24 protein-coding genes are annotated in these 17808 nt (G+C 63.1%); 14 read left to right on the forward strand and 10 right to left on the reverse strand.

All coding sequences use genetic code 11. The features are described from left to right. Positions 1–46: 46 nt before the first annotated feature. Genes SKZ59_RS08815 through SKZ59_RS08825 form a run of 3 tightly spaced genes read left to right on the forward strand, consistent with a single transcriptional unit; the run spans position 47 to position 2221 of the window. Positions 47–772, forward strand: a complete 726-nt coding sequence (locus tag SKZ59_RS08815) for a GntR family transcriptional regulator (protein WP_070302809.1) — start codon at positions 47–49, stop codon at positions 770–772. After that, positions 756–1514, forward strand: a complete 759-nt coding sequence (locus tag SKZ59_RS08820; RefSeq protein ID WP_034755644.1) for an SDR family NAD(P)-dependent oxidoreductase — start codon at positions 756–758, stop codon at positions 1512–1514. Before SKZ59_RS08815 ends, SKZ59_RS08820 begins: the two co-directional genes overlap by 17 nt. Positions 1515–1528: 14 nt before the next feature. Continuing rightward, on the forward strand, positions 1529–2221 hold the full coding sequence (locus SKZ59_RS08825) for an aspartate/glutamate racemase family protein (RefSeq protein WP_034755651.1): 693 nt from the start codon (positions 1529–1531) through the stop codon (positions 2219–2221). Here SKZ59_RS08825 and SKZ59_RS08830 read toward each other — a convergent pair. After that, positions 2218–2688 carry a heme-degrading domain-containing protein gene (locus SKZ59_RS08830; RefSeq protein WP_046682905.1) on the reverse strand — a complete coding sequence of 157 codons (471 nt, stop codon included), beginning with the start codon at positions 2686–2688 and terminating at the stop codon, positions 2218–2220. The two genes, SKZ59_RS08825 and SKZ59_RS08830, sit on opposite strands and share 4 nt — an antisense overlap. Before the next feature lie 94 nt (positions 2689–2782). Between SKZ59_RS08830 and alkB the strand changes: the two genes are divergently transcribed. Then, positions 2783–3445: a DNA oxidative demethylase AlkB gene (gene alkB / locus SKZ59_RS08835; RefSeq protein WP_319991431.1), complete on the forward strand. Its 663-nt coding sequence runs from the start codon at positions 2783–2785 to the stop codon at positions 3443–3445. Here alkB and SKZ59_RS08840 read toward each other — a convergent pair. From SKZ59_RS08840 to SKZ59_RS08850, 3 genes are read right to left on the reverse strand one after another with little or no spacing between them, the layout of a single operon-like run. Further along, on the reverse strand, positions 3417–3848 hold the full coding sequence (locus SKZ59_RS08840; protein ID WP_034755659.1) for a hypothetical protein: 432 nt from the start codon (positions 3846–3848) through the stop codon (positions 3417–3419). The genes alkB and SKZ59_RS08840 overlap by 29 nt on opposite strands. 37 nt (positions 3849–3885) lie before the next feature. Beyond that, positions 3886–4143, reverse strand: coding sequence for a hypothetical protein (locus tag SKZ59_RS08845; protein ID WP_046682902.1), 258 nt, complete (start codon positions 4141–4143; stop codon positions 3886–3888). Positions 4144–4158: 15 nt separating this feature from the next. After that, positions 4159–4494: a winged helix-turn-helix domain-containing protein gene (locus SKZ59_RS08850; RefSeq protein ID WP_314607600.1), complete on the reverse strand. Its 336-nt coding sequence runs from the start codon at positions 4492–4494 to the stop codon at positions 4159–4161. A gap of 128 nt (positions 4495–4622) precedes the next feature. Between SKZ59_RS08850 and folE2 the strand changes: the two genes are divergently transcribed. The 6 genes from folE2 to SKZ59_RS08880 all read left to right on the forward strand — a co-directional run bounded on the left by folE2 (position 4623) and on the right by SKZ59_RS08880 (position 11160). After that, a complete protein-coding gene (gene folE2, locus SKZ59_RS08855; RefSeq protein WP_319991432.1) occupies positions 4623–5534 on the forward strand; it encodes a GTP cyclohydrolase FolE2 in 912 nt (303 codons plus the stop codon). A gap of 33 nt (positions 5535–5567) precedes the next feature. Next, a complete protein-coding gene (locus SKZ59_RS08860; protein WP_319991433.1) occupies positions 5568–5735 on the forward strand; it encodes a hypothetical protein in 168 nt (55 codons plus the stop codon). A gap of 96 nt (positions 5736–5831) precedes the next feature. Next, positions 5832–6650, forward strand: coding sequence for a class D beta-lactamase (gene blaOXA / locus SKZ59_RS08865; RefSeq protein ID WP_319991434.1), 819 nt, complete (start codon positions 5832–5834; stop codon positions 6648–6650). Next, positions 6647–7042, forward strand: a complete 396-nt coding sequence (locus SKZ59_RS08870) for a hypothetical protein (protein WP_319991435.1) — start codon at positions 6647–6649, stop codon at positions 7040–7042. Before blaOXA ends, SKZ59_RS08870 begins: the two co-directional genes overlap by 4 nt. A 74-nt stretch (positions 7043–7116) precedes the next feature. Beyond that, positions 7117–9576, forward strand: coding sequence for a penicillin-binding protein 1A (locus tag SKZ59_RS08875; protein ID WP_319991436.1), 2460 nt, complete (start codon positions 7117–7119; stop codon positions 9574–9576). A gap of 42 nt (positions 9577–9618) precedes the next feature. After that, the gene (locus SKZ59_RS08880) at positions 9619–11160 is read left to right on the forward strand and encodes a cryptochrome/photolyase family protein (protein WP_319991437.1); all 1542 of its coding nucleotides are present in this window, start codon (positions 9619–9621) and stop codon (positions 11158–11160) included. A gap of 126 nt (positions 11161–11286) precedes the next feature. Here SKZ59_RS08880 and SKZ59_RS08885 read toward each other — a convergent pair whose 3' ends face one another. Next, entirely contained in the window at positions 11287–11457 is a 171-nt protein-coding gene (locus SKZ59_RS08885) for a hypothetical protein (RefSeq protein WP_181878101.1), read from the reverse strand. Between the two features lie 441 nt (positions 11458–11898). Between SKZ59_RS08885 and SKZ59_RS08890 the strand changes: the two genes are divergently transcribed. Both SKZ59_RS08890 and SKZ59_RS08895 read left to right on the forward strand, forming a co-directional pair. After that, positions 11899–12468 carry a sigma-70 family RNA polymerase sigma factor gene (locus tag SKZ59_RS08890; protein ID WP_319991438.1) on the forward strand — a complete coding sequence of 190 codons (570 nt, stop codon included), beginning with the start codon at positions 11899–11901 and terminating at the stop codon, positions 12466–12468. A gap of 73 nt (positions 12469–12541) precedes the next feature. Beyond that, entirely contained in the window at positions 12542–12787 is a 246-nt protein-coding gene (locus tag SKZ59_RS08895; protein WP_070302697.1) for a hypothetical protein, read from the forward strand. Positions 12788–12858: 71 nt separating this feature from the next. Here the strand turns inward: SKZ59_RS08895 and SKZ59_RS08900 are convergent, their stop codons facing one another. From SKZ59_RS08900 to SKZ59_RS08910, 3 genes are all read right to left on the reverse strand, one after another. Continuing rightward, positions 12859–13431, reverse strand: coding sequence for a hypothetical protein (locus SKZ59_RS08900; protein WP_070302807.1), 573 nt, complete (start codon positions 13429–13431; stop codon positions 12859–12861). A gap of 78 nt (positions 13432–13509) precedes the next feature. Then, complete coding sequence (locus tag SKZ59_RS08905; protein WP_034755675.1) at positions 13510–13797, reverse strand: putative quinol monooxygenase; 288 nt, start codon at positions 13795–13797, stop codon at positions 13510–13512. Between the two features lie 108 nt (positions 13798–13905). Continuing rightward, on the reverse strand, positions 13906–14478 hold the full coding sequence (locus SKZ59_RS08910) for an FMN-dependent NADH-azoreductase (RefSeq protein ID WP_319991439.1): 573 nt from the start codon (positions 14476–14478) through the stop codon (positions 13906–13908). 162 nt (positions 14479–14640) lie between these two features. Between SKZ59_RS08910 and SKZ59_RS08915 the strand changes: the two genes are divergently transcribed. Beyond that, positions 14641–15036, forward strand: a complete 396-nt coding sequence (locus SKZ59_RS08915) for a winged helix-turn-helix transcriptional regulator (RefSeq protein ID WP_034755682.1) — start codon at positions 14641–14643, stop codon at positions 15034–15036. Here SKZ59_RS08915 and SKZ59_RS08920 read toward each other — a convergent pair. Both SKZ59_RS08920 and SKZ59_RS08925 read right to left on the reverse strand, forming a co-directional pair. Continuing rightward, positions 15033–15488, reverse strand: a complete 456-nt coding sequence (locus SKZ59_RS08920) for a GNAT family N-acetyltransferase (protein ID WP_319991440.1) — start codon at positions 15486–15488, stop codon at positions 15033–15035. The two genes, SKZ59_RS08915 and SKZ59_RS08920, sit on opposite strands and share 4 nt — an antisense overlap. A 114-nt stretch (positions 15489–15602) precedes the next feature. After that, positions 15603–17072: an efflux transporter outer membrane subunit gene (locus SKZ59_RS08925; protein ID WP_319991441.1), complete on the reverse strand. Its 1470-nt coding sequence runs from the start codon at positions 17070–17072 to the stop codon at positions 15603–15605. Positions 17073–17165: 93 nt separating this feature from the next. Here SKZ59_RS08925 and SKZ59_RS08930 point away from each other — a divergent pair, with 93 nt between their 5' ends. After that, complete coding sequence (locus SKZ59_RS08930) at positions 17166–17786, forward strand: TetR/AcrR family transcriptional regulator (RefSeq protein WP_046682893.1); 621 nt, start codon at positions 17166–17168, stop codon at positions 17784–17786. The last annotated feature ends 22 nt before the right edge of the window (positions 17787–17808 follow it).

Below are 17808 nucleotides of genomic sequence, written 5' to 3' on the forward strand. Positions count from 1 at the left end.
CCCCTGATGTATGATGCATCATAATTTTTTGAATCTGAAAACCACTATGAACCATCCCCTGGACAGCCTGGTGCACGTCAATCTGGGCAAGTCCGTGTATGCGACGCTGCGCGATGCGCTGGCGGCCGGGCGCTTCCAGCCCAACGACCGGCTGCGCATCCGCGAACTGGCGCTGCAGCTGGGCACGAGCGTGACGCCCGTGCGCGACGCCATGCTGCAACTGGTGCAGGAAGAGGCGCTGGTGCTGCGCTCACCGCGCGACTTCCGCGTGCCCGTGCTGAGCGTGGCGCGCTACCTGGAAATCCGCGCGCTGCGCCTGGAACTGGAAGGCTTGGGCGCGTTCGAGGCGGCGCAACGCATCGACGACGCCACCCTGGCCGACCTCGAGCGCCTGCTGCAGGCGAACGAAGAGGCCATCGCGCGCCACGACTTGCCGGCGGCCCTGCAATGCAACCAGGCGTTTCACCTGGGCCTGGCGCAGGCGGCCGGCATGCCGACATTGAAACGCTTCGTCGACCATCTGTGGATGCAGACGGCGCCGCTGATCGCCGCCGGCTACGCGAGCTTTTCGCCCGACATGCGGGTGGGCCACCACCACGCCATCATCAGCGCGCTGCGCCAGCGCGACGGCGCGGCCGCGCGGCGCGCGATCGAACAGGACATTCTCGACGGCGGGACGCAGATGCTTGCGTATGTGATGCGGCAGGAGCGCATGCACGCCGGGGCAACACAGAAAGAAAAGGACGAGGAAGAACATGAAGCACAAGACTGAACAGAAAATTGAACAGAAAACCGCCATCGTCACGGGTGCCAGCCGCGGCATCGGCCATGCGGTGGCCGAGCGCTTCCGCAGCCTGGGCTGGCGGGTCATCACCGTCTCGCGCAGCCCGATTCCCGGCGGCTGCCCGCGCAGCCAGGAGCACAACACGCATGTCTGCATGGATTTGTCGGACCTGAGCCAGATCGGGCAGATGGTCGATACCCTGCGCCCCATGCTGGGCGACTCCAAATTGCACGCGCTGGTAAACAATGCGGGCGTCTCGCCGAAGGGGCCGGGCGGCTCGCGCGTCAATTCGCTGACCACCGACATGCAGACGTGGCAGGAAATGTACAACACGAATTTCTTTGCGCCGCTGGCCCTGACGCGCGGCTTTGCGCAGGAATTGTCGAACGCGCATGGCTCCGTCGTGAACCTGTGTTCGATCGCCGGCTACCGCGTGCACCCGTTTGCCGGTTCCGCCTACGCCAGTTCGAAGGCGGCGCTGGCATCGCTGACGCGCGAAATGGCCAACGACATGGCGCCGCTGAACGTACGCGTGAACGCCATCGCGCCGGGAGAGATCGACACGGCCATCCTGTCGCCGGGCACCTCGCACATCGTCGACACGCAAATCCCGTTGCGCCGCCTGGGCACGACTGCCGAAGTGGCGGATTTGGTGGAGTTCCTGTGCAGCGAGCGCGCCTCGTACATCACGGGCGCGGAAATTCCCATCGACGGCGGCCAGCGCATTTAAGGAGGAGGAAGAGCATGACAAAACATATCGGCATCGTCGGCTGTTCGGCCGAAGGCGCGGCCCTGTGCTACCGCACGATCTGCGAAGAGGGCGCGCATGCGCTGGGCGCGTATGAACACCCGGAAGTATCGATGCATACGCCGCCGCTGGCGCGCTACGTGGAGTGCCTGAACGGGGGCGACCTGGCCGGCGTGGCCGAGCTGATGCTGGCGTCGGCGCGCAAGCTGCACGCGGCCGGCGCGGAGTTCCTGATCTGCCCCGACAACACCATCCACCAGGCGTTCGAGCTGATGGCGCCCCGTTCGCCGCTGCCGTGGCTGCATATCGCGGACGTGGTGGCTAGCGAAGCGGCCGCGCGTGGTTTCCAGAAAGTGGGCTTGACGGGCACGCGCTGGCTGGTCGACAGCGCCGTGTATCCGGACAAGCTGGGCGCGCGCGGCATCGCTTGCGTGCGGCCCGGCGAGGACGAACGCAGCGAGATCAACCGTATCATCATGGAAGAACTGGTGCCGGGCGTGGTCAATCCGGGCAGCGTGGCGCGCTTCCAGGCCATCATCGGCGGCTTGCGGGAGCAGGGCTGCGACGCCGTCATCCTCGGCTGCACGGAAATCCCGCTGATCATCAGCGACGCCAATTCGCCGCTGCCGACCCTCGATTCCACAAGGTTGCTGGCGCGCGCGGCCTTGCGCCGGGCGCTGGAAACCTAGCGTTCCAGCTGCGCCTGCAGCGCGGCCACCACGAGCGCATGGTCGTCGGCCTGCGCCAGGCCGGACACGGTCACCGTGCCCACCAGTCCCACGCCGCGTATCAGCAGGGGGAAAGCGCCGCCGTGGCCCGCGTACTCGATGTCGTCGAGGTATTTCACGTCTTCAAAGGTGCTGCCCCGGCTTTTATAAGAGATACCCATGTAGTAGGAGCTGCGGCAAAAGCGCTGTACCGTGTTGTTCTTGCGGCGTATCCAGTCCGCCTGGTCGGCCGTGGCGCCCGTCATGGCGTGGTGGAACAGCACTTGGCCATTGCGCGTGATGTTGACGGTGACGGCTTTGCCCCGCTTGCGCACTTCTTCGACGATCCACAGGCCCACGGCCAGCGCGGCATCGTTGTCGAAGCGTTCGAATTGCAGGGATTCTTCCTGTTGCGCCAGGGTTTGCAGCAAATCGGCGTAATGATCCATCGTGAAAGAGGGCGGTAGTGGCTGGAAGCGCTACTGTAGCGCACCACGGGACAGCCGCGCGCGCTTTTTGTGTGGCGCGGCTAAAATAGGCGGCATGAACCTGTCCCTGTTCGCCGATGAAGAGCAAATCCCGGCCGGCCCCGTGCCGCTGGTGCCGGGCTCGTCCGCGTCCATTCTGCTGCGCGGCTTCGCGCTGCCTTACCTGGGTGAAGTGCTGCCGGCGCTGGACGCCATCGTGCTGGCCGCGCCCCTGCGCCACATGGCCACGCCGGGCGGCTTGCGCATGTCGGTCGCCATGAGCAATTGCGGCCCACTGGGCTGGGTCACGGATGGACGCGGCTACCGCTATGCGCGCCTCGATCCGGCCAGTGGTTTGCCTTGGCCGCCCATGCCGCCCGTATTCCTGCGCCTGGCGCAAGAGGCGGCGCTGGCCGCCGGTTATCAGGGCTTCGTTCCCGATGCCTGCCTGGTCAACCGCTATGCGCCCGGTGCGCGCATGGCCCTGCACCAGGATCGCGACGAATGCGATTTCAACGCGCCCATCGTTTCCGTCTCGCTGGGCTTGCCCGCCACCTTCCTGTTCGGCGGCGCAGAGCGGGCCGACAAGGCGGCGCGCATCGGCCTGCTGCATGGCGACGTCGTGGTGTGGGGCGGCGCCGACCGCCTGCGCTTCCACGGCGTGGCGCCGCTGAAGGAGGGCGAACACGCGGTGCTGGGCGCGCAGCGCATCAATTTGACGTTTCGCAAGGCTGCCTGAGCTGGCGCCATGGCGTACCTGGCTTGCGTACGTACTGGGCATGCACGTAGCGCCACGGAATGGCCAGGTAGACGAGCACGACGAACGATATTTCAAACACATATTGCATGGTGGCGGGATCTACCCCGCCGTGCAGCCATTGCGGCAGCGGCACGAGCAGCAGCCACAGGGTCTTCCACAGCGCTTCCCACAGCAACACGGGCAGCATCTGCAGCGGATAGCGCAAACCCAGCAAACACAGCAATGAAAACGCGGCCAGCATGCAGTTCACGGTGCCGCGCATCAGTTCCCACGGCGCGTGCGGCGTGACGATGCCGGGCCACAGCACGCTGCCGAGGCCCAGGACGACCAGCAGATACATGGCGCGCAGCGCATACAGACGGGCGGTCGATACGGTATTCATGGTGCGGTCTCCTGGTCATGGGGGGCGATGAAGGGCTTTATTCGACTTCCTTGAGGATGGTTTCCAGGCTGCCCAAGCGCGCCTGGATCTGCGCCACGGATGCGCTCAAGGCGGCCAGCGACGCTGCCGTTTCCACCTGTGCGGCGGCCATCGACTTGGCCAGCTCCTGGTAGGCGCCGTCCTGCGCCAGCCTGGCGCGCGCTTGCACGATGCCGGACGTGTATTTGAGGGCGAAGATGATGACGGCGGCCGTGCAGGGAAAGAAGAAGGCGGCAAAAAAGATATTTTCAGACATGATGGCCTCTACAGTTCAGGATTGATCCGGGTTGGGGGTGAGCGAAGATGCCGCCGTGGCGATGCTGGCCGGCGTCAGCCGCAATTCAAAAGGGCTGGCCTCGAAGTAATTGAGTGCCTTGCCGTCATGCGACAGCTCCAGCTGGCTGGTGACCAGTCCCGCGTGTTCCAGCTTTTGCAGGTGCAAATGCAGCAGGGGCCGGCTGATGCCCAGGTCGCGCGCCAGCTGGCTGATGTAATTGCGCCCGCCGCTGGCCAGCGCCGCGATGATGCGCAGCCGGTGCGGGTTGTCGAGCGCCGCCAGCATGAGCAGCAAGCGCTCGCCCGTCAGTGGTGTGTTGATATCTGTCATGTGTCAACATTATCTGACATGTGTTAGATAGTCAAGAAAAATCATGCTCACGTTTTAATGCAAGATACTTGCAAATATGGCGGCTTTTCTCCATGATATGCAACTTGTTTGCATATGGAGCCATCACCATGAAGCGCGAATCGATTTCCTCGCCTCTGCCCGACGTGGCGGCCGGCCCCCACTTGGGCAGCCCCTTGCCGCTCGAGTGGGTCGGCATGCAGGGCATCGCCTTGCCGCTGTGGCTGGAAGAGGGCGGGCAGGCGCAGCAAGTGCATGCCTGGGCCGATGTGCAAGTCGATTTGCCCGATCCGACAGTCAAGGGCATCCACATGTCGCGCCTGTATCTGCTGCTCGATGCGTTTGCCGCCGCGCAGCCGCTCGATGCGGGCGCGCTGGCCGCCGTGTTGCGGCGCATGGTGGACAGCCACGCCGATTGCGGCAGCACGCAGGCGCGCCTGGCGCTGGCGTTTCCCGTGCTGCGGCGCCAGCCGGCGTTGCTGACGGCGGGACTGTCGGGCTGGAAATCGTATCCCGTGCGCCTGCAGGCCAGTGTTTCTCCGCAGGGCTTTGCCCTGTCCCTGACGGTGGAGGTCGGCTATTCGTCGACCTGTCCATGCTCGGCGGCGCTGGCGCGCCAACTGCTGGCCGATGCGTTTGCGGCGCGGTTTGGCGCGGGCGGCATCGACGGCGCGGCCGCGAGCACCTGGCTGCGGGAACACGCTAGCCTGGCCACGCCGCACAGCCAGCGCAGCACGGCGACGGTCACCGTGCCGTTGACGGAGCAGGCGGAACTGGACCTGTTTCCCTTGATCGACCTGGTGGAAGCGGCGCTGGCGACGCCGCTGCAGACTGCCGTGAGAAGGGCGGACGAGCAGGCGTTCGGGCGCTTGAATGGTGCTAATCTGATGTATGTGGAAGACGCGGCCCGCCGCGTGCAGGCGGCGCTGGCGCCATACTGTGCGCAGGCGCGTGTTACCGTACGGCATATGGAGAGCCTGCATCCGCACGATGCCGTGGCGCAGGCGGGCAAGCTTGCCTGAACCTTTTACTCAAGCACCGTGGAGGAAGACAGCATGCCGGAGAAAATCGAGCGGGAAGTCGACGACGACAGCCTGGAAGCGGAACTTGAACGCGAACGGCGGGACCATGCGCTGATCGACGAGGAAAAGCTGGGTATGGACGAACTGGAAGAGGAACGGCTGAAGCGGGAACACCAGCCGGGCGCACCGGCAGGGCGCTAGCGTCAAGGCAATGTTATCCGCGCTGGCATCGCGCCGCGCCGCCCGGTACAATTTCGCCTACTCCCCCAACCTCTACTCCCCCAACCCCGGAGGCCCATGAAATATCGCGCATTCTTCCAGTTCATCCTCGGCCTGACAGGCGCCGTCCTGGCCGCCTCGCAAGCCCAGGCCGCCACCATCTGCACGGCCATGGCCGACGCCAAAACAGGCACGGTCTTGCTGCAAGAGGGTAATTGTCTCGACAGAGTCACGCCCGCATCCACGTTCAAGATCGCGCTCAGCCTGATGGGCTATGACGCCGGCTTCCTCAAGGACGAGCACAAGCCCAGCCTGCCATATCGCCAGGGCTATGTGGACTGGGGCGGCGAGGCCTGGCGCCAGGATACGGACCCGTCGCGCTGGATGCAGTATTCCGTCGTCTGGTATTCGCAGCAGATCACGCAGGCGCTGGGCGCCGAGCGCTTCCAGAAATACGCGAAGGCTTTGCGCTATGGCAATGCGGACGTGTCGGGCGACAAGGGCAAGGACAATAGCCTGGAACGCTCGTGGATCAGCTCCTCGCTGAAGATTTCGCCGCTCGAGCAGCTGGGCTTCCTGCGCAAGCTGGTCAACGATCAATTGCCCGTGTCCAAACAGGCGATGGAGCAGACGCGGCGCCTGACGCGCCTGGCCGACGTGGACGGCTGGCAAGTGCATGGCAAGACGGGCGCTGCCTTCCCGCGCAAGGCCGACGGCAGCTTCGACGAAGCGCATGGCTACGGCTGGTTCGTGGGCTGGGCCAGCAAGGGCGAACGCAGCATCGTGTTCGCGCGCCTGGTGCAGGACGAGCAGAAGGGCCAGCAGTCGGCAGGCCTGCGCACGCGCGAAGCGATGCTGAAAGAATTGCCGGCCCTGCTGGAGCAGGCGCAGAAGTGACGGCCAGCATCGTTGCCGCCACCTTCATCGCTTCCGAAGGCGAGTATCTGGAAGCCGTCATCGAAGTGGGCGGCCAACGCCTGCACGTGATGGACGAGTTTGGCGGCGCGCAGATGGCCGCCGGCACGCAAGTCCAGCTCGAACTGTGGCCCATGCCCGGCGAGCTTGACGACTGGGACGCCATCTTCCGTGCCAACCCTGGCCGGGAGCAGGGCCTGCGGCGGCTTGACGGCTGGCGCTACCTGGCGCTGGGCGTCGTGACCCAGGTCGACCCCGTCATCTGCGATTGCGGCCTGCTGCAACTGGAAAACCCGTTTACGACGCATGATGCGCGCTGCGTGGGCGCGTATGTCGGCGTCACTGTGGTGCGCCTCGATGCTTGCCTGGCGTAAATTCCGGCCCGCTTTGTTGCCCGCCCTATATACTTGCTGAAACGGATTTTCCGGCATCAGACAAGGTTACAGGCATGGCATCAGGCATGGAGCAGTTTCAGGAAAAAGCAAGGCAGGCATGGATATGGACGCGCGCGCAGGCATTGCGGGTGGGAAGCGCGGCGTGGATGAGGGCGGTGGCCCTGTACCGGCGTGGTCACGCGCACTTGATGACCTTGCCGCCAGTGCGGCGCGCGCTGGTGCTGGGGCTCTGGTCTTTCCTGGCCGTGCTGGCGCTGCTGACCTTGTACATGCTGCTGCTGATCCCCCTGACGCCGAGCATCCACGACTTGCGCCAGGCGCGCGCGGCCGCGCCGAGCACCATGGTCAGCGCCGACGGCAAGGAACTGGCCCGCTTCGACCAGGGCTTGCAGGAACGGGTCACGTTAAAACAGATTTCGCCGAACGTGATCAGCGCCTTGATCTCGACGGAAGACCACCGTTTCTACGACCACCACGGCGTCGATTTCACGCGCACGGCGGGCGCCATCCTGCACACGGCGAGCGGCAACCCGCAGGGCGGTTCCACCATCACGCAGCAGCTCGCGCGCAATATGTTCCCCGAGGAAATCGGCCGCTCGCGCAACCTGAACCGCAAGCTGAAGGAGCTGATCACTGCCCTGAAAATCGAGGCGACCTACAGCAAGACGGAAATCCTCGAAGCGTACCTGAACACCGTCCCCTTCCTGTACAACACCTACGGCATCGAGATGGCGGCCCGCACCTATTTCGACAAGCCCGCGTCGCGCCTCGATATCCTCGAAAGCGCCACCCTGGTCGGCATGCTCAAGGGCACGAATTACTACAATCCCGTCGGCAATCCAGAACGCTCGCTGCAGCGCCGCAACGTGGTGCTGGGGCAGATGCGCAAGCACGACGTCATCGACGAGGCGCGCTACAAGCAGCTGGTGAAACGGCCGCTGCGCCTGCATTTCGAGCGCCAGAGCGAGCGGGCGCAATCGGACAGCCATTTCACGGCCTACGTGCGCAAGTGGCTGATCGAGTGGGCTGACGAAAACGATTACAACCTGGAACTCGATGCCCTGGTGGTGCACACCACGCTCGATTACGACTTGCAGCAGGCGGCGGAGCGCGCCGTCGAGCGTCAGGCAAATGCCTTGCAGGCGATCGCCGACGTGGAATGGAGCCGCGCCGGCGTGCCGTCGTCCACCTCGACGGGCATGTACGCGGGCATGCAGGGCGGCAGCGTGGCGTTTGATTATTTCTGGAAATCGCATCCTGGCTTGCTCGACAGCTTCGTGCGCGAATCGGCCGACTACCGCAAGCTGACGGCCGCCGGCGGCACGCCGGATGAAGCGCTGGAAAGACTCAAGGGCGACCGCGCCTTCATGGCAGCCCTGCGCAAGTCGAAGACGCGCCTGGAAGCGGGCTTTACGGCCATGGACCCGGCCACGGGCGCCGTGCGCGCCTGGGTGGGCAGCCGCGACTTTGCGCGCGAACAGTTCGACCACGTATCGCAGGCGGCGCGCCAGCCCGGTTCCACCTTCAAACCCATCGTGTACGGCGCGGCGCTGGAAAAAGGCTTGAGTCCTGAACACGTGTACCGCGATGCCGTGATGGATATCAAGGCGGCCGACGGCACGAAATGGCGCCCGACGGACATGAGCGGCACGACGGGGCGCGACATGACCATGCGCGACGGCCTCGTCTACTCGAAAAACACGATCACGGCGCAAGTGATGCAGGACGTCGGCTTGCCGCCGATCATCAAGCTGGCGCGCTCGCTCGGTATCCGCGACAGCAAGCTGGAAAAAGTACCGTCCCTGGCGCTGGGCACCAGTCCCGTCACCTTGCTGGAAATGGTCAACGCCTACGCCAGCATCGCGGCCCAGGGCGACGCGCGCCTGCCGTTTGTTGTCACGCATATCACGGACCGCGAAGGCAAGGTCATCGCCCGTTTCGGCGAAGACAAGCCCAAGCGCGCCATGCAGGCCGAATCGGCGGCCACCCTGACGGACATGATGCGCGGCGTGATCGACCGCGGCACGGGCACGGCCATCCGCAGCCGTTTCGGCATCCGCTCCGACGTGGCCGGCAAGAGCGGCACGACGCAAAACAATGCGGACGGCTGGTTCATTCTGATGCACCCGGAACTGGTGGGCGGCGCCTGGGTCGGATTCAACGACGCCAGGGTCACCATGCGCAGCAACTACTGGGGCCAGGGCGGCCACAACGCCGTGCTGGTGGTGGGCGACTTCTTCAAGACGGCGCTGGACACGGGAAAACTGTCGCGCGACGCGATCTTCCCCGGCGGCAAGCCGCCACCGCCGCTGCGCCACGTGGAGCCGGTCGAGGAACCGCAGGATGAACCGGTGGAAGAGCCCGGAGATTTGCTGCAAGAGGGCGCGCCGCCGGCGCCGCTGGCCATGCCGGCCGAAGGCGATGGCGGGCAGGAATCGCATGGCAAGGCGGTGCCGGAGCCTGCTCCTGCGCCCGCTCCCGTACCGCAACCGGTGCCGGCACCGCAGGGATAAGCGCCGCCGCCGCGGTGAATTCAACCATCGTACAGATTAATCATGACCTCACCGATGCCCACGCTGCGCCTGATACTCGGTGACCAGCTCAATGCCCAGCACCGCTGGTTCACCGAAGTCGATGACGCTACCATCTATGTCTTGATGGAGGTGCGGCAGGAAACCGATTATGTGCTGCACCATGCGCAGAAAATCCTGGCGATCTTCGCTGCCATGCGCGAACTGGCGCGCCAGTTGCGAGCGCGCGGCCACACCGTGCATTACATCGCCATCGGCGACGTGGAAAGCACGCGCTCGATACCGGAGAATATCGAAGCGCTGATTCTTCGCTATGACGCTTGCGCCTTCGAATACCAGGCGCCAGACGAGTGGCGCCTCGACCAGCAGTTGTACCAGGCCGGGCGCCGCTCGCGCATTCCATGGCGGATGGTCGACAGCGACCATTTCTATACGGCCCGCCACGAGGCAGCCGATATTTTCGCCGGACGCAAGCAATGGCTGATGGAGTTCTTCTACCGCCAGATGCGCAGCGCGCATCAGGTGCTGATGGAGGACGCGAAAAAACCCGTCGGCGGGCAGTGGAACTTCGATCACGATAACCGCAAGCCCTGGCGCGGCACGCCCGCCGAGCCGCCAGACCCGCGCAGCGTGCATGACCATTCTCGGCTATGGGAAAGCATCGTCGCGGCCGGCGTGAAAAGCTTCGGCGCGCCGCGTGCGGACCGGCTGGCGTGGGCGCTGAACCGGGATGAGGCGCTGCAGCAGCTCGATGCCTTCATCGAGCGGGCCTTGCCGCATTTTGGCGACTTCCAGGATGCGATGAGCGTCAAGGCGTGGCGCTTGTTTCATTCGCTGCTGTCGTTCGCGCTGAACGTGAAAATGCTTAATCCGCGCGAAGTCGTCGCCAGGGCGCAAGCGGCTTATCACGCCGGCCATGCCCCCTTGGCTGCGGTCGAGGGCTTTATACGCCAGATCCTGGGTTGGCGCGAATATGTGCGCGGTGTGTATTGGGCCCAGATGCCTGGGTATGCCGAAAAGAATTTCTTTGGCCATGCGCGCCCGCTGCCGTCATGGTTCTGGGATGGCAAGACGAAGATGCATTGCCTGTCGCGGGCGATTACCCAGTCGCTGGAACAGGCGCATGCGCATCACATCCAGCGCCTGATGGTGATCGGCAATTTCTCGCTGCTGGCCGGCCTCGATCCGGCCAAGGTGCATGGCTGGTACCTGGGCATTTATATCGATGCCTTCGAATGGGTGGAACTGCCCAACACCGCCGGCATGAGCCAGTTCGCCGATGGCGGGCTGCTGGCCACCAAGCCGTATGTCTCCAGCGCCGCGTATATCGACCGCATGGGTGATTATTGCAAAGGCTGCCATTACGATAAAAAGGCGCGCATCGGCGAGCGCGCCTGTCCCTTCAATGCCCTGTACTGGGATTTTTTCCATCGCAACGCGGACACATTGGAGCGCAATCCCCGCATAGGCATGGCGTATCGCCAGCTGGAGAAAATGGACGAGGCGACAATCGCGGCTTTCCGGCAGCAGGCTGCCACGATGCTGGCCAGGCTCGATTCCCTGTAACGCCAGGCAATATAGCCCGCGACCTGCTCGGAGGGTATTGCGCCCGACCCCGCTTTCAGCAGGGTGGCATGAAGAAACTGTAGCAGAGAAGGTGGCAAAAACTGCCGCGTGGCGCCGGCAGCCTGGCTACCATTTGGGTTGACGCGACCAGCGCAGCACCGTGGCAAGCCTGATTCTCACCGTATGCTCATCTCCCGTTTCATGCTCCAGCCACAGGATGCCGTCTTCGATGCTGATCCAGGCATCGACTATTCGGGTGTCGAACGGCATCGCCGTATCTTTGATGTCAATCTTCATTCGTCCAGACTCCACATTGAGCGACCTCAATACCCGCGTCGTTCGCTGCGTAAACTCGATGACGTATGAAGTGCTTGTTTTTTTACTCATCAGGAATGCTCACCCAAAATGCTTTGAATATTTTTTTTAATATTACTACATAAACATTTATCCTTGCGCACGAAGGCGAACACGTCAATAAGCTATCAATAGAAAATTTCTATAAGGAAACATTAATTACCTCAATAGATTTAATTAAGTCTGGAACAGTGTTATTTTTTCGTGCATAAAAAACATTTCCTGGTTAATTATTTCTTGATGGAATATAGATTTATTTTTTTATAATATTAAATATCTTGTATTGCATGTATTGATATAAATCAATGTTCTTTTGGGTGTTAGCTTGAGGATATATTCTTGCTGCTAGGATATGAGATCAACTTTGGCTACAGTGAGTGATGCATGTCCGATGGAAATGAAAATTTCTCATTAGAAATTAATTGTGTGAATACTGCATCGGCATTTCATGCGCTGTATATCAGATATCGTATCCGCATAAGAGATTTGGTAAGTCAGTCCATTCCTCGCGAGGAAGATATTGATGACATGGTTCAGCTTATATTTCTCAATATCTTTCTATGGTTTAAAAGAGGTTGTGGGCATTCGATGTTTTATCCGAAGTTATATTCAATGGCCATGCGCAGTATAAGGTCTCATTATTTTGGTGGTGGGGAAGTTAATTTAAGTTCGGTTGATTTGATTGATGGCGAAGATAATGTCGTTGATGCATTGGACTTGGTTGATGAAGATAATCCGGAAGAGATATGCAGTGCAATGGAAACAGGGATGGAAATTATTCGATTAATCGCCAATTTTCCGCCTCCCTTGAAAAAGGCATTATTGTTGCGCGAGGATGAGGGTCTGCGCTATGACGAGATTGCAGTAAGGATGGGATGCCCGATGGGAACAGTGCGAAGCCGTATTCACAGAGTAAGGGCAGAGATACGCAAGATACTGGAAAAAGATCAATGAGGGGGGCTGCCGAACTACGGTAGTCCCGAAGCGGGAGGTTACGGTGCCTGTTCCATACTTGACATGAATTTACATGGTAAATAAAAATTACATCGGTGGCCTCGTGCAGTTGGAGCTTGATCATCCCAGGCGGATCGACGCATTGACCGCACAAAAAATAGATGTGGCGATTATCTTCCAAGAAATGCTTGGCACCGCTGTGGCGGCAAAATACTTGCACACAAATGGCGTGTCGCTAGCTGTCGCATTGCGCGTATTGGTATGCGAGCGCAGAAAAGATCCATCGCCGCCAAAAATGATCGGAATTGAAAAACGCTAGGTCCATCGTCGGCCGACCAGGCCCATTGCGGGCCAGACCGTATCGCGTCTCAAGCCCGCCCAGGCGCGCCATCACGGCGCCGTCAAATCCTGGCGCTGGAATTCGATGCGGTTTTCCTGGTAGTCCCACTTGGTGTAAGGGCCGAACACGCGCCGGTTTTCCTTGCTGTCGGCATTCGACAGTTCGCGCTTCATGCGCCGCACGAGGGCGGGGTCCGTGAGCGGCGCGGTGGTGGCGGCGAATACGTCATGCCGCACGCTCTGTTTCGCGTCGGCGCCGCGCGAAATGATGGTGAGTTTGCGCGAGGCGGGATCGAAGTACAGGCGCATGGCGAAGGTGTTCATGTCCTGCAGATACAGGCCGTCGTCGCGTTGCTGGGCATAGAAATAATCGCCGCAGACGGCCTTCGGTTCGCGTTTCCACTCGCAGGACAGGACGATCATCAGATGCCGCTCATCGAGTTGCTTGACCAAAATGCGTCCCTTGGAATAGCCCCAGGTGCTGGCCGGCACGGTTGCCGACGAGGCAAGATTGTATTCGCCCACCAGCTTGGTCAAAGGAAGGGGAGCTTGCGCCGAAGCGCTGATGCAGAGGGTCAAGGCGGCAGCCGCTGCGGCGCCGCGTATGCAGGAAAATGGAGTCATGATGGCCATAAAGAAAAGTTGCCATATTATAGATGGCAACTTTCTAATACGGCCACGCGCTAGCGCGGCGCGCCGGCCTTACTTCAGCTTGCTCAATTCCGCGATGTCGATCTTGACGACCTTGTCGCCCACGGCGGCGACCAGCGTCTTGAAGTGCGGCGTCGCTTCATGCGCCGTGTGGCCTGCCTTGTCGGCCCATTCTTCCAGCATGATGAAGCGCGTGGGAATCTTGTTGTCGAGATGCAGTTCGTAGCGCAGGCAGGCGCTTTCCGCGCGGCTCGGCGGTACGACGGCTTCCAGGGCGGCGCGCACGGCGTCGATATGTTGGGCTTGGGCATCGATGGTGGCGACGATGATCAGGGTCATGGTGGTCCTTGTGGTTGGGGGTCCGGCAGCTTAGCGTATCTGGCGCTTCCTTGCCGGCCGGTTACCATGGGGCTGCGCCGCAACGGCGTGCGGCGCAGTTGGCACTCATCAGGCCGCTTGCAGCGCGCCGATCTGCTCGAAAGCGCCCGTCAATGCCTGCGCCCTGGCCGCATCGCTGACCTTGACGCCTTCGGCGCGCACGATCTCGATCTGCGTGATGCCGAGGAAACCGAGGAAGGCGCGCAGATGGCTTTCCAGGTGTTCGAGGCTGGCCATCGGCGTGTCGGCGCCGTAGTAGCCGCCGCGCGTCGAGGCGATGATCACGCGCTTGCTGCCCAGCAAACCTTCGGGACCGTTGGCACCATACTGGAAGGTCTTGCCTGGCACGGCCAGCGCGTCGAGCCACGACTTGAGCTGGCTGGGGATGGCGAAGTTGTACATGGGCGCGCCGATGACGATGACGTCGGCGGCCAGCACTTGCTCGAGCGCGCCGGCCAGCGCCGCGCCGTCGGCGTCGCTGGGCGCGGCCGTAAATTGCGGCAACGGTTGCGCAGCCAGGTCGCGGTAGTGGACGGTGGCGCCAGGCGCGGCCGCTTGCAGGCGGGCGGCGATGGCGGCGGACAATTTGCGGCTGATGGAATGCTCGCCGAGGATACTCGAATCGATATGCAGGATGTTCATATGGGCCTTCTTGGGTGGTATGATCGGGTGGTATGTTTTTGTAACCGAGGTAAATATAGTGACTATCAAATGAACGCACAAGAAGGCACTTTTTCCACACTGGGGCACACGGATGTGACTATTGGCGACGCCGCCGCGCAAGGGGCGGAGCTGGAACGGCGCATGCGTGACGAGGGCGGCCATGCGGGCGTGGCCGCTTCCTGCCGCCCGATCACGGACATCCTCACGCGCGTGGGCGACAAATGGAGCGTGATGGTGGTGATCTTGCTGGGCAATGGCACCAAGCGCTTCAACGAGATGCGCCGCCTGATCGGCGGCATTTCGCAGCGCATGCTGACGTTGACCTTGCGCGGGCTCGAGCGCGATGGCCTCGTGACGCGCACCGTGTTTCCCACCGTGCCGCCGCGCGTCGATTACGCCCTGACGGACCTGGGCCGCTCGCTATTAGTCCCCATCAGCGCGCTGGGCGCCTGGGCGCATGGCCACCGCGACGCCATCGATGCGGCGCGGCTGGCGTTCGATGCCAGGGTCGATGCGAACGCAGCGCAGGACAGTTAAGCCAGTTCGATGACTGCCAGCATGTCGTTGCCATCGGCATCCATGCCTTTTTCCACGAAGCCCATGCTGGCATAGAATTTTTGAGCGTTGGCATTGCCCGGCTTGTAGCAAATCTCGATGCTGCGCGCATCCGGTCGGGCGCGGATTTCCGCCAGCGCCAGGGCGAGCGCAGCCCTCCCATGGCCTTGTCCCTGGCGCCGGTGGTCGACCATGAAGCGCCAGATCTGATAGTGGCCGGGCGGATCGTCGTCGTCAGGCGAGACGAACATCAGGAAACCGATCACCTCCTCGGCGCAATACACGGCGCGCGTATGCGTGGTGGCGGGGTAAAAGCTGGCCTGCGCGATCGAATAGTCGTTGCTGGCCAGATAGTCGCGCTGCTGGGGCAGCAGGGGCAGTTCGCTGATGATGTCGAAATTGTCGGCCGTGACGGGGCGCAGGCTGATGGTCATGTTCAAAGGCAATGAAAAGGTAGGGCGTACGAGTATGCGTAAAACTTACTCAAAAGGCAATTCTGTTCCACCGCCCGCGCCAGGCAGCGGTGGAACAATGGCTGCCATCCGCATTTACCGGGCTGCCACCGCCTCCGTCCCCGCCTGCGGCGCCTGCCAACCTCCGCCCAGCGCCCGGTAGGTGGCGACGGCAGCGCGTGCCGATGCCGTTTGCGCCTGTTCGCGCGCGTCCGCTGCGCGCAGCAGCCGGGAGTCGGCCTGCAGCACGTCAAGGCGGCTGACCACACCTTTCTCGTAGGCGGCCAGCGCGGCGGCGCGGGCGCGCTCGAGCGCATGCACGCCTTGCGCCAGCAATGCGGCCTGTTCTTCGTGGCGCAGCAGGGCCGAGCCGGCGTTTTCCACGTCTTCGGCGGCGTGCAGCGCCGCGAGCCGGTAGGCCGCCAGCAGTTCGGCTTCCTGGCCACGGGAAGCTTCGATCTGCGCGTCGATGCGGCCGAAATCGAACAGGCGCCAGCGCAGGCCCAGCATGCCGGCGGCTTGGCCGGAGCCGCTGCCGAACAGGGCGCCGCCGGCCGTGGCGCTGCCAAACAGCGCGCCCAGGCTCAGTTTCGGGTAATACTCGGCGACGGCCGCGCCGGTGCGCGCGCTGGCGGCGGCCAGGCGCCGTTCGGCGGCGATCAGGTCGGGCCGGCGCCGCAGCAGTTCGCCCGGCGAGCCGCCGGCCGTGATGCGCGGCGCGCGCGCCATCGCGCCGGCGGCTGCCATGTCATCGCCATAGGTGCCTGGCGCCGCGCCCAGCATCACGTCGAGCGCATGCAGCGCGACTTCGCGTGCCGTGTCCAGGCCGGGCACGACGGCGCGCGCCTGCGCCAGCGACGCTTCGGCCTGCCGCAGCGCCGGCTCGTTCGCCAATCCCTTGTCATATAACAGCGTGGCCAGTTCCAGCAGCGCCGCGTCCGTGCCGACCTGCCGGCGCGCCAGGTCGAGCCGCGCCTGCAGCCCCTGGATCGTCAGGTACAGGTCGGCCGTTTGCGCGGCCACGGCCAGCCGCGTGGCGGCCCATCCCGCTTCGCTCGCTGCGTAATCGGCGCGCGCCGCTTCGCGTTCGCGGCGCAGGCCGCCGAACAGGTCGAGTTCCCACGATGCCTGCAGGTTCAATTCGCGCGCGTTGCCTGCGCGCTCATAGCCTGGCGTGGCGTTCAATACCTGGCCCAGCGGAGTTTGCACGGACTGGTAGGCGCGCGCCGCCTGGCCGCCAAGGCTGGCCGACGGCAGCAGCGCGGCGTCGGCCGCACCGATGGCCGCGCGCGCCTGGCTGACCCTGGCCTGCGCTTGCGCCAGGTCGAGGTTTTGCGCCAGCGCCACCGTCACCAGGCGGGTCAGGCGCGGGTCGCCGAAGGCCGTCCACCACTGCCGCAGTTCGGCAGAGTCAGCGTCCTGGCGCGCGCCGAGCGCCGCCTGGTGCAGGTATTGCGCCGCTTGCGGCAGCTCGGGCCGGTGGTAATCGTTGCCGACGGTGCAACCGGTGGCGGCCAGGCCGGCAGCGATCAGCAGAAAGGGGAGGCGCAGGCGTGGCAGTGGCATGGTGGTCTTCCAGTTCAAAAGAGAATAATGTGTGACTATAATACAGTTTGGTCACTTATTGTGCATTCCGGCGCGGCGCGTTAAGCTGTCGCCATGAATTCCACCACACCCGACACACCCAGCCCAGCACGCGGCCCCGCCGGCCACGACGTGCGCGACCAGATCGTTGCCGCCGCCACCGATTACTTCAGCCGCTACGGCTATGAAAAGACGACCGTCTCCGACCTGGCCAGGGCAATCGGCTTTTCCAAGGCCTATATCTACAAATTCTTCGAATCGAAGCAAGCGATCGGCGAGCATATCTGCGGCAACTGCCTGCACCAGATCGAGACCGAGGTGAAGGCGGCTGTCGCGGCGGCCGGGCGGCCGCCAGAGCAGCTGCGGCGCATGTTCAGGGCCAGCGTCGAGGCCAGCTTGCGGCTGTTTTTCCAGGACCGCAAGCTGTACGACATCGCCGCTTCGGCCGCCACCGAACGCTGGCCGGCCGTGCAGGCCTACGAGCTGGCGATGGGCGCCTTGCTGCAGGATATCTTGCAGCAGGGGCGCAAGACGGGCGACTTCGAACGCAAGACGCCGCTCGACGAAACGGCCAGCGCCATCTACCTGGTGATGCGCCCCTACGTCAATCCCTTGCTGCTGCAACACAGCGTCGACAGCAGCGAAACGGCCGTGGTGCAGCTGTCCAGTCTGGTGTTGCGCAGTTTGTCGCCATAGCCGCTTCAATGATAAGTGACGA

It is taken from the genome of Janthinobacterium sp. GMG2, assembly GCF_033949445.1.
Taxonomy (GTDB): domain Bacteria; phylum Pseudomonadota; class Gammaproteobacteria; order Burkholderiales; family Burkholderiaceae_D; genus Janthinobacterium; species Janthinobacterium aestuarii.

What these genes read in the sequence shown, in the direction of transcription:
- alkB (WP_319991431.1), top strand. Translation starts at nt 2,783, where the DNA reads ATGAACCTGTCCCTGTTCGCCGATGAAGAGCAAATCCCGGCCGGCCCC.
- SKZ59_RS08880 (WP_319991437.1), top strand. Translation starts at nt 9,619, where the DNA reads ATGACCTCACCGATGCCCACGCTGCGCCTGATACTCGGTGACCAGCTC.
- SKZ59_RS08830 (WP_046682905.1), bottom strand. Translation starts at nt 2,688, where the DNA reads ATGGATCATTACGCCGATTTGCTGCAAACCCTGGCGCAACAGGAAGAA.
- SKZ59_RS08890 (WP_319991438.1), top strand. Translation starts at nt 11,899, where the DNA reads ATGTCCGATGGAAATGAAAATTTCTCATTAGAAATTAATTGTGTGAAT.
- SKZ59_RS08915 (WP_034755682.1), top strand. Translation starts at nt 14,641, where the DNA reads ATGCGTGACGAGGGCGGCCATGCGGGCGTGGCCGCTTCCTGCCGCCCG.
- SKZ59_RS08910 (WP_319991439.1), bottom strand. Translation starts at nt 14,478, where the DNA reads ATGAACATCCTGCATATCGATTCGAGTATCCTCGGCGAGCATTCCATC.
- SKZ59_RS08905 (WP_034755675.1), bottom strand. Translation starts at nt 13,797, where the DNA reads ATGACCCTGATCATCGTCGCCACCATCGATGCCCAAGCCCAACATATC.
- SKZ59_RS08840 (WP_034755659.1), bottom strand. Translation starts at nt 3,848, where the DNA reads ATGAATACCGTATCGACCGCCCGTCTGTATGCGCTGCGCGCCATGTAT.
- SKZ59_RS08860 (WP_319991433.1), top strand. Translation starts at nt 5,568, where the DNA reads ATGCCGGAGAAAATCGAGCGGGAAGTCGACGACGACAGCCTGGAAGCG.
- SKZ59_RS08885 (WP_181878101.1), bottom strand. Translation starts at nt 11,457, where the DNA reads ATGAAGATTGACATCAAAGATACGGCGATGCCGTTCGACACCCGAATA.
- SKZ59_RS08895 (WP_070302697.1), top strand. Translation starts at nt 12,542, where the DNA reads ATGGTAAATAAAAATTACATCGGTGGCCTCGTGCAGTTGGAGCTTGAT.
- folE2 (WP_319991432.1), top strand. Translation starts at nt 4,623, where the DNA reads ATGAAGCGCGAATCGATTTCCTCGCCTCTGCCCGACGTGGCGGCCGGC.
- SKZ59_RS08900 (WP_070302807.1), bottom strand. Translation starts at nt 13,431, where the DNA reads ATGACTCCATTTTCCTGCATACGCGGCGCCGCAGCGGCTGCCGCCTTG.
- SKZ59_RS08925 (WP_319991441.1), bottom strand. Translation starts at nt 17,072, where the DNA reads ATGCCACTGCCACGCCTGCGCCTCCCCTTTCTGCTGATCGCTGCCGGC.
- SKZ59_RS08930 (WP_046682893.1), top strand. Translation starts at nt 17,166, where the DNA reads ATGAATTCCACCACACCCGACACACCCAGCCCAGCACGCGGCCCCGCC.
- SKZ59_RS08875 (WP_319991436.1), top strand. Translation starts at nt 7,117, where the DNA reads ATGGCATCAGGCATGGAGCAGTTTCAGGAAAAAGCAAGGCAGGCATGG.
- SKZ59_RS08850 (WP_314607600.1), bottom strand. Translation starts at nt 4,494, where the DNA reads ATGACAGATATCAACACACCACTGACGGGCGAGCGCTTGCTGCTCATG.
- SKZ59_RS08825 (WP_034755651.1), top strand. Translation starts at nt 1,529, where the DNA reads ATGACAAAACATATCGGCATCGTCGGCTGTTCGGCCGAAGGCGCGGCC.
- SKZ59_RS08920 (WP_319991440.1), bottom strand. Translation starts at nt 15,488, where the DNA reads ATGACCATCAGCCTGCGCCCCGTCACGGCCGACAATTTCGACATCATC.
- SKZ59_RS08820 (WP_034755644.1), top strand. Translation starts at nt 756, where the DNA reads ATGAAGCACAAGACTGAACAGAAAATTGAACAGAAAACCGCCATCGTC.
- SKZ59_RS08815 (WP_070302809.1), top strand. Translation starts at nt 47, where the DNA reads ATGAACCATCCCCTGGACAGCCTGGTGCACGTCAATCTGGGCAAGTCC.
- blaOXA (WP_319991434.1), top strand. Translation starts at nt 5,832, where the DNA reads ATGAAATATCGCGCATTCTTCCAGTTCATCCTCGGCCTGACAGGCGCC.
- SKZ59_RS08845 (WP_046682902.1), bottom strand. Translation starts at nt 4,143, where the DNA reads ATGTCTGAAAATATCTTTTTTGCCGCCTTCTTCTTTCCCTGCACGGCC.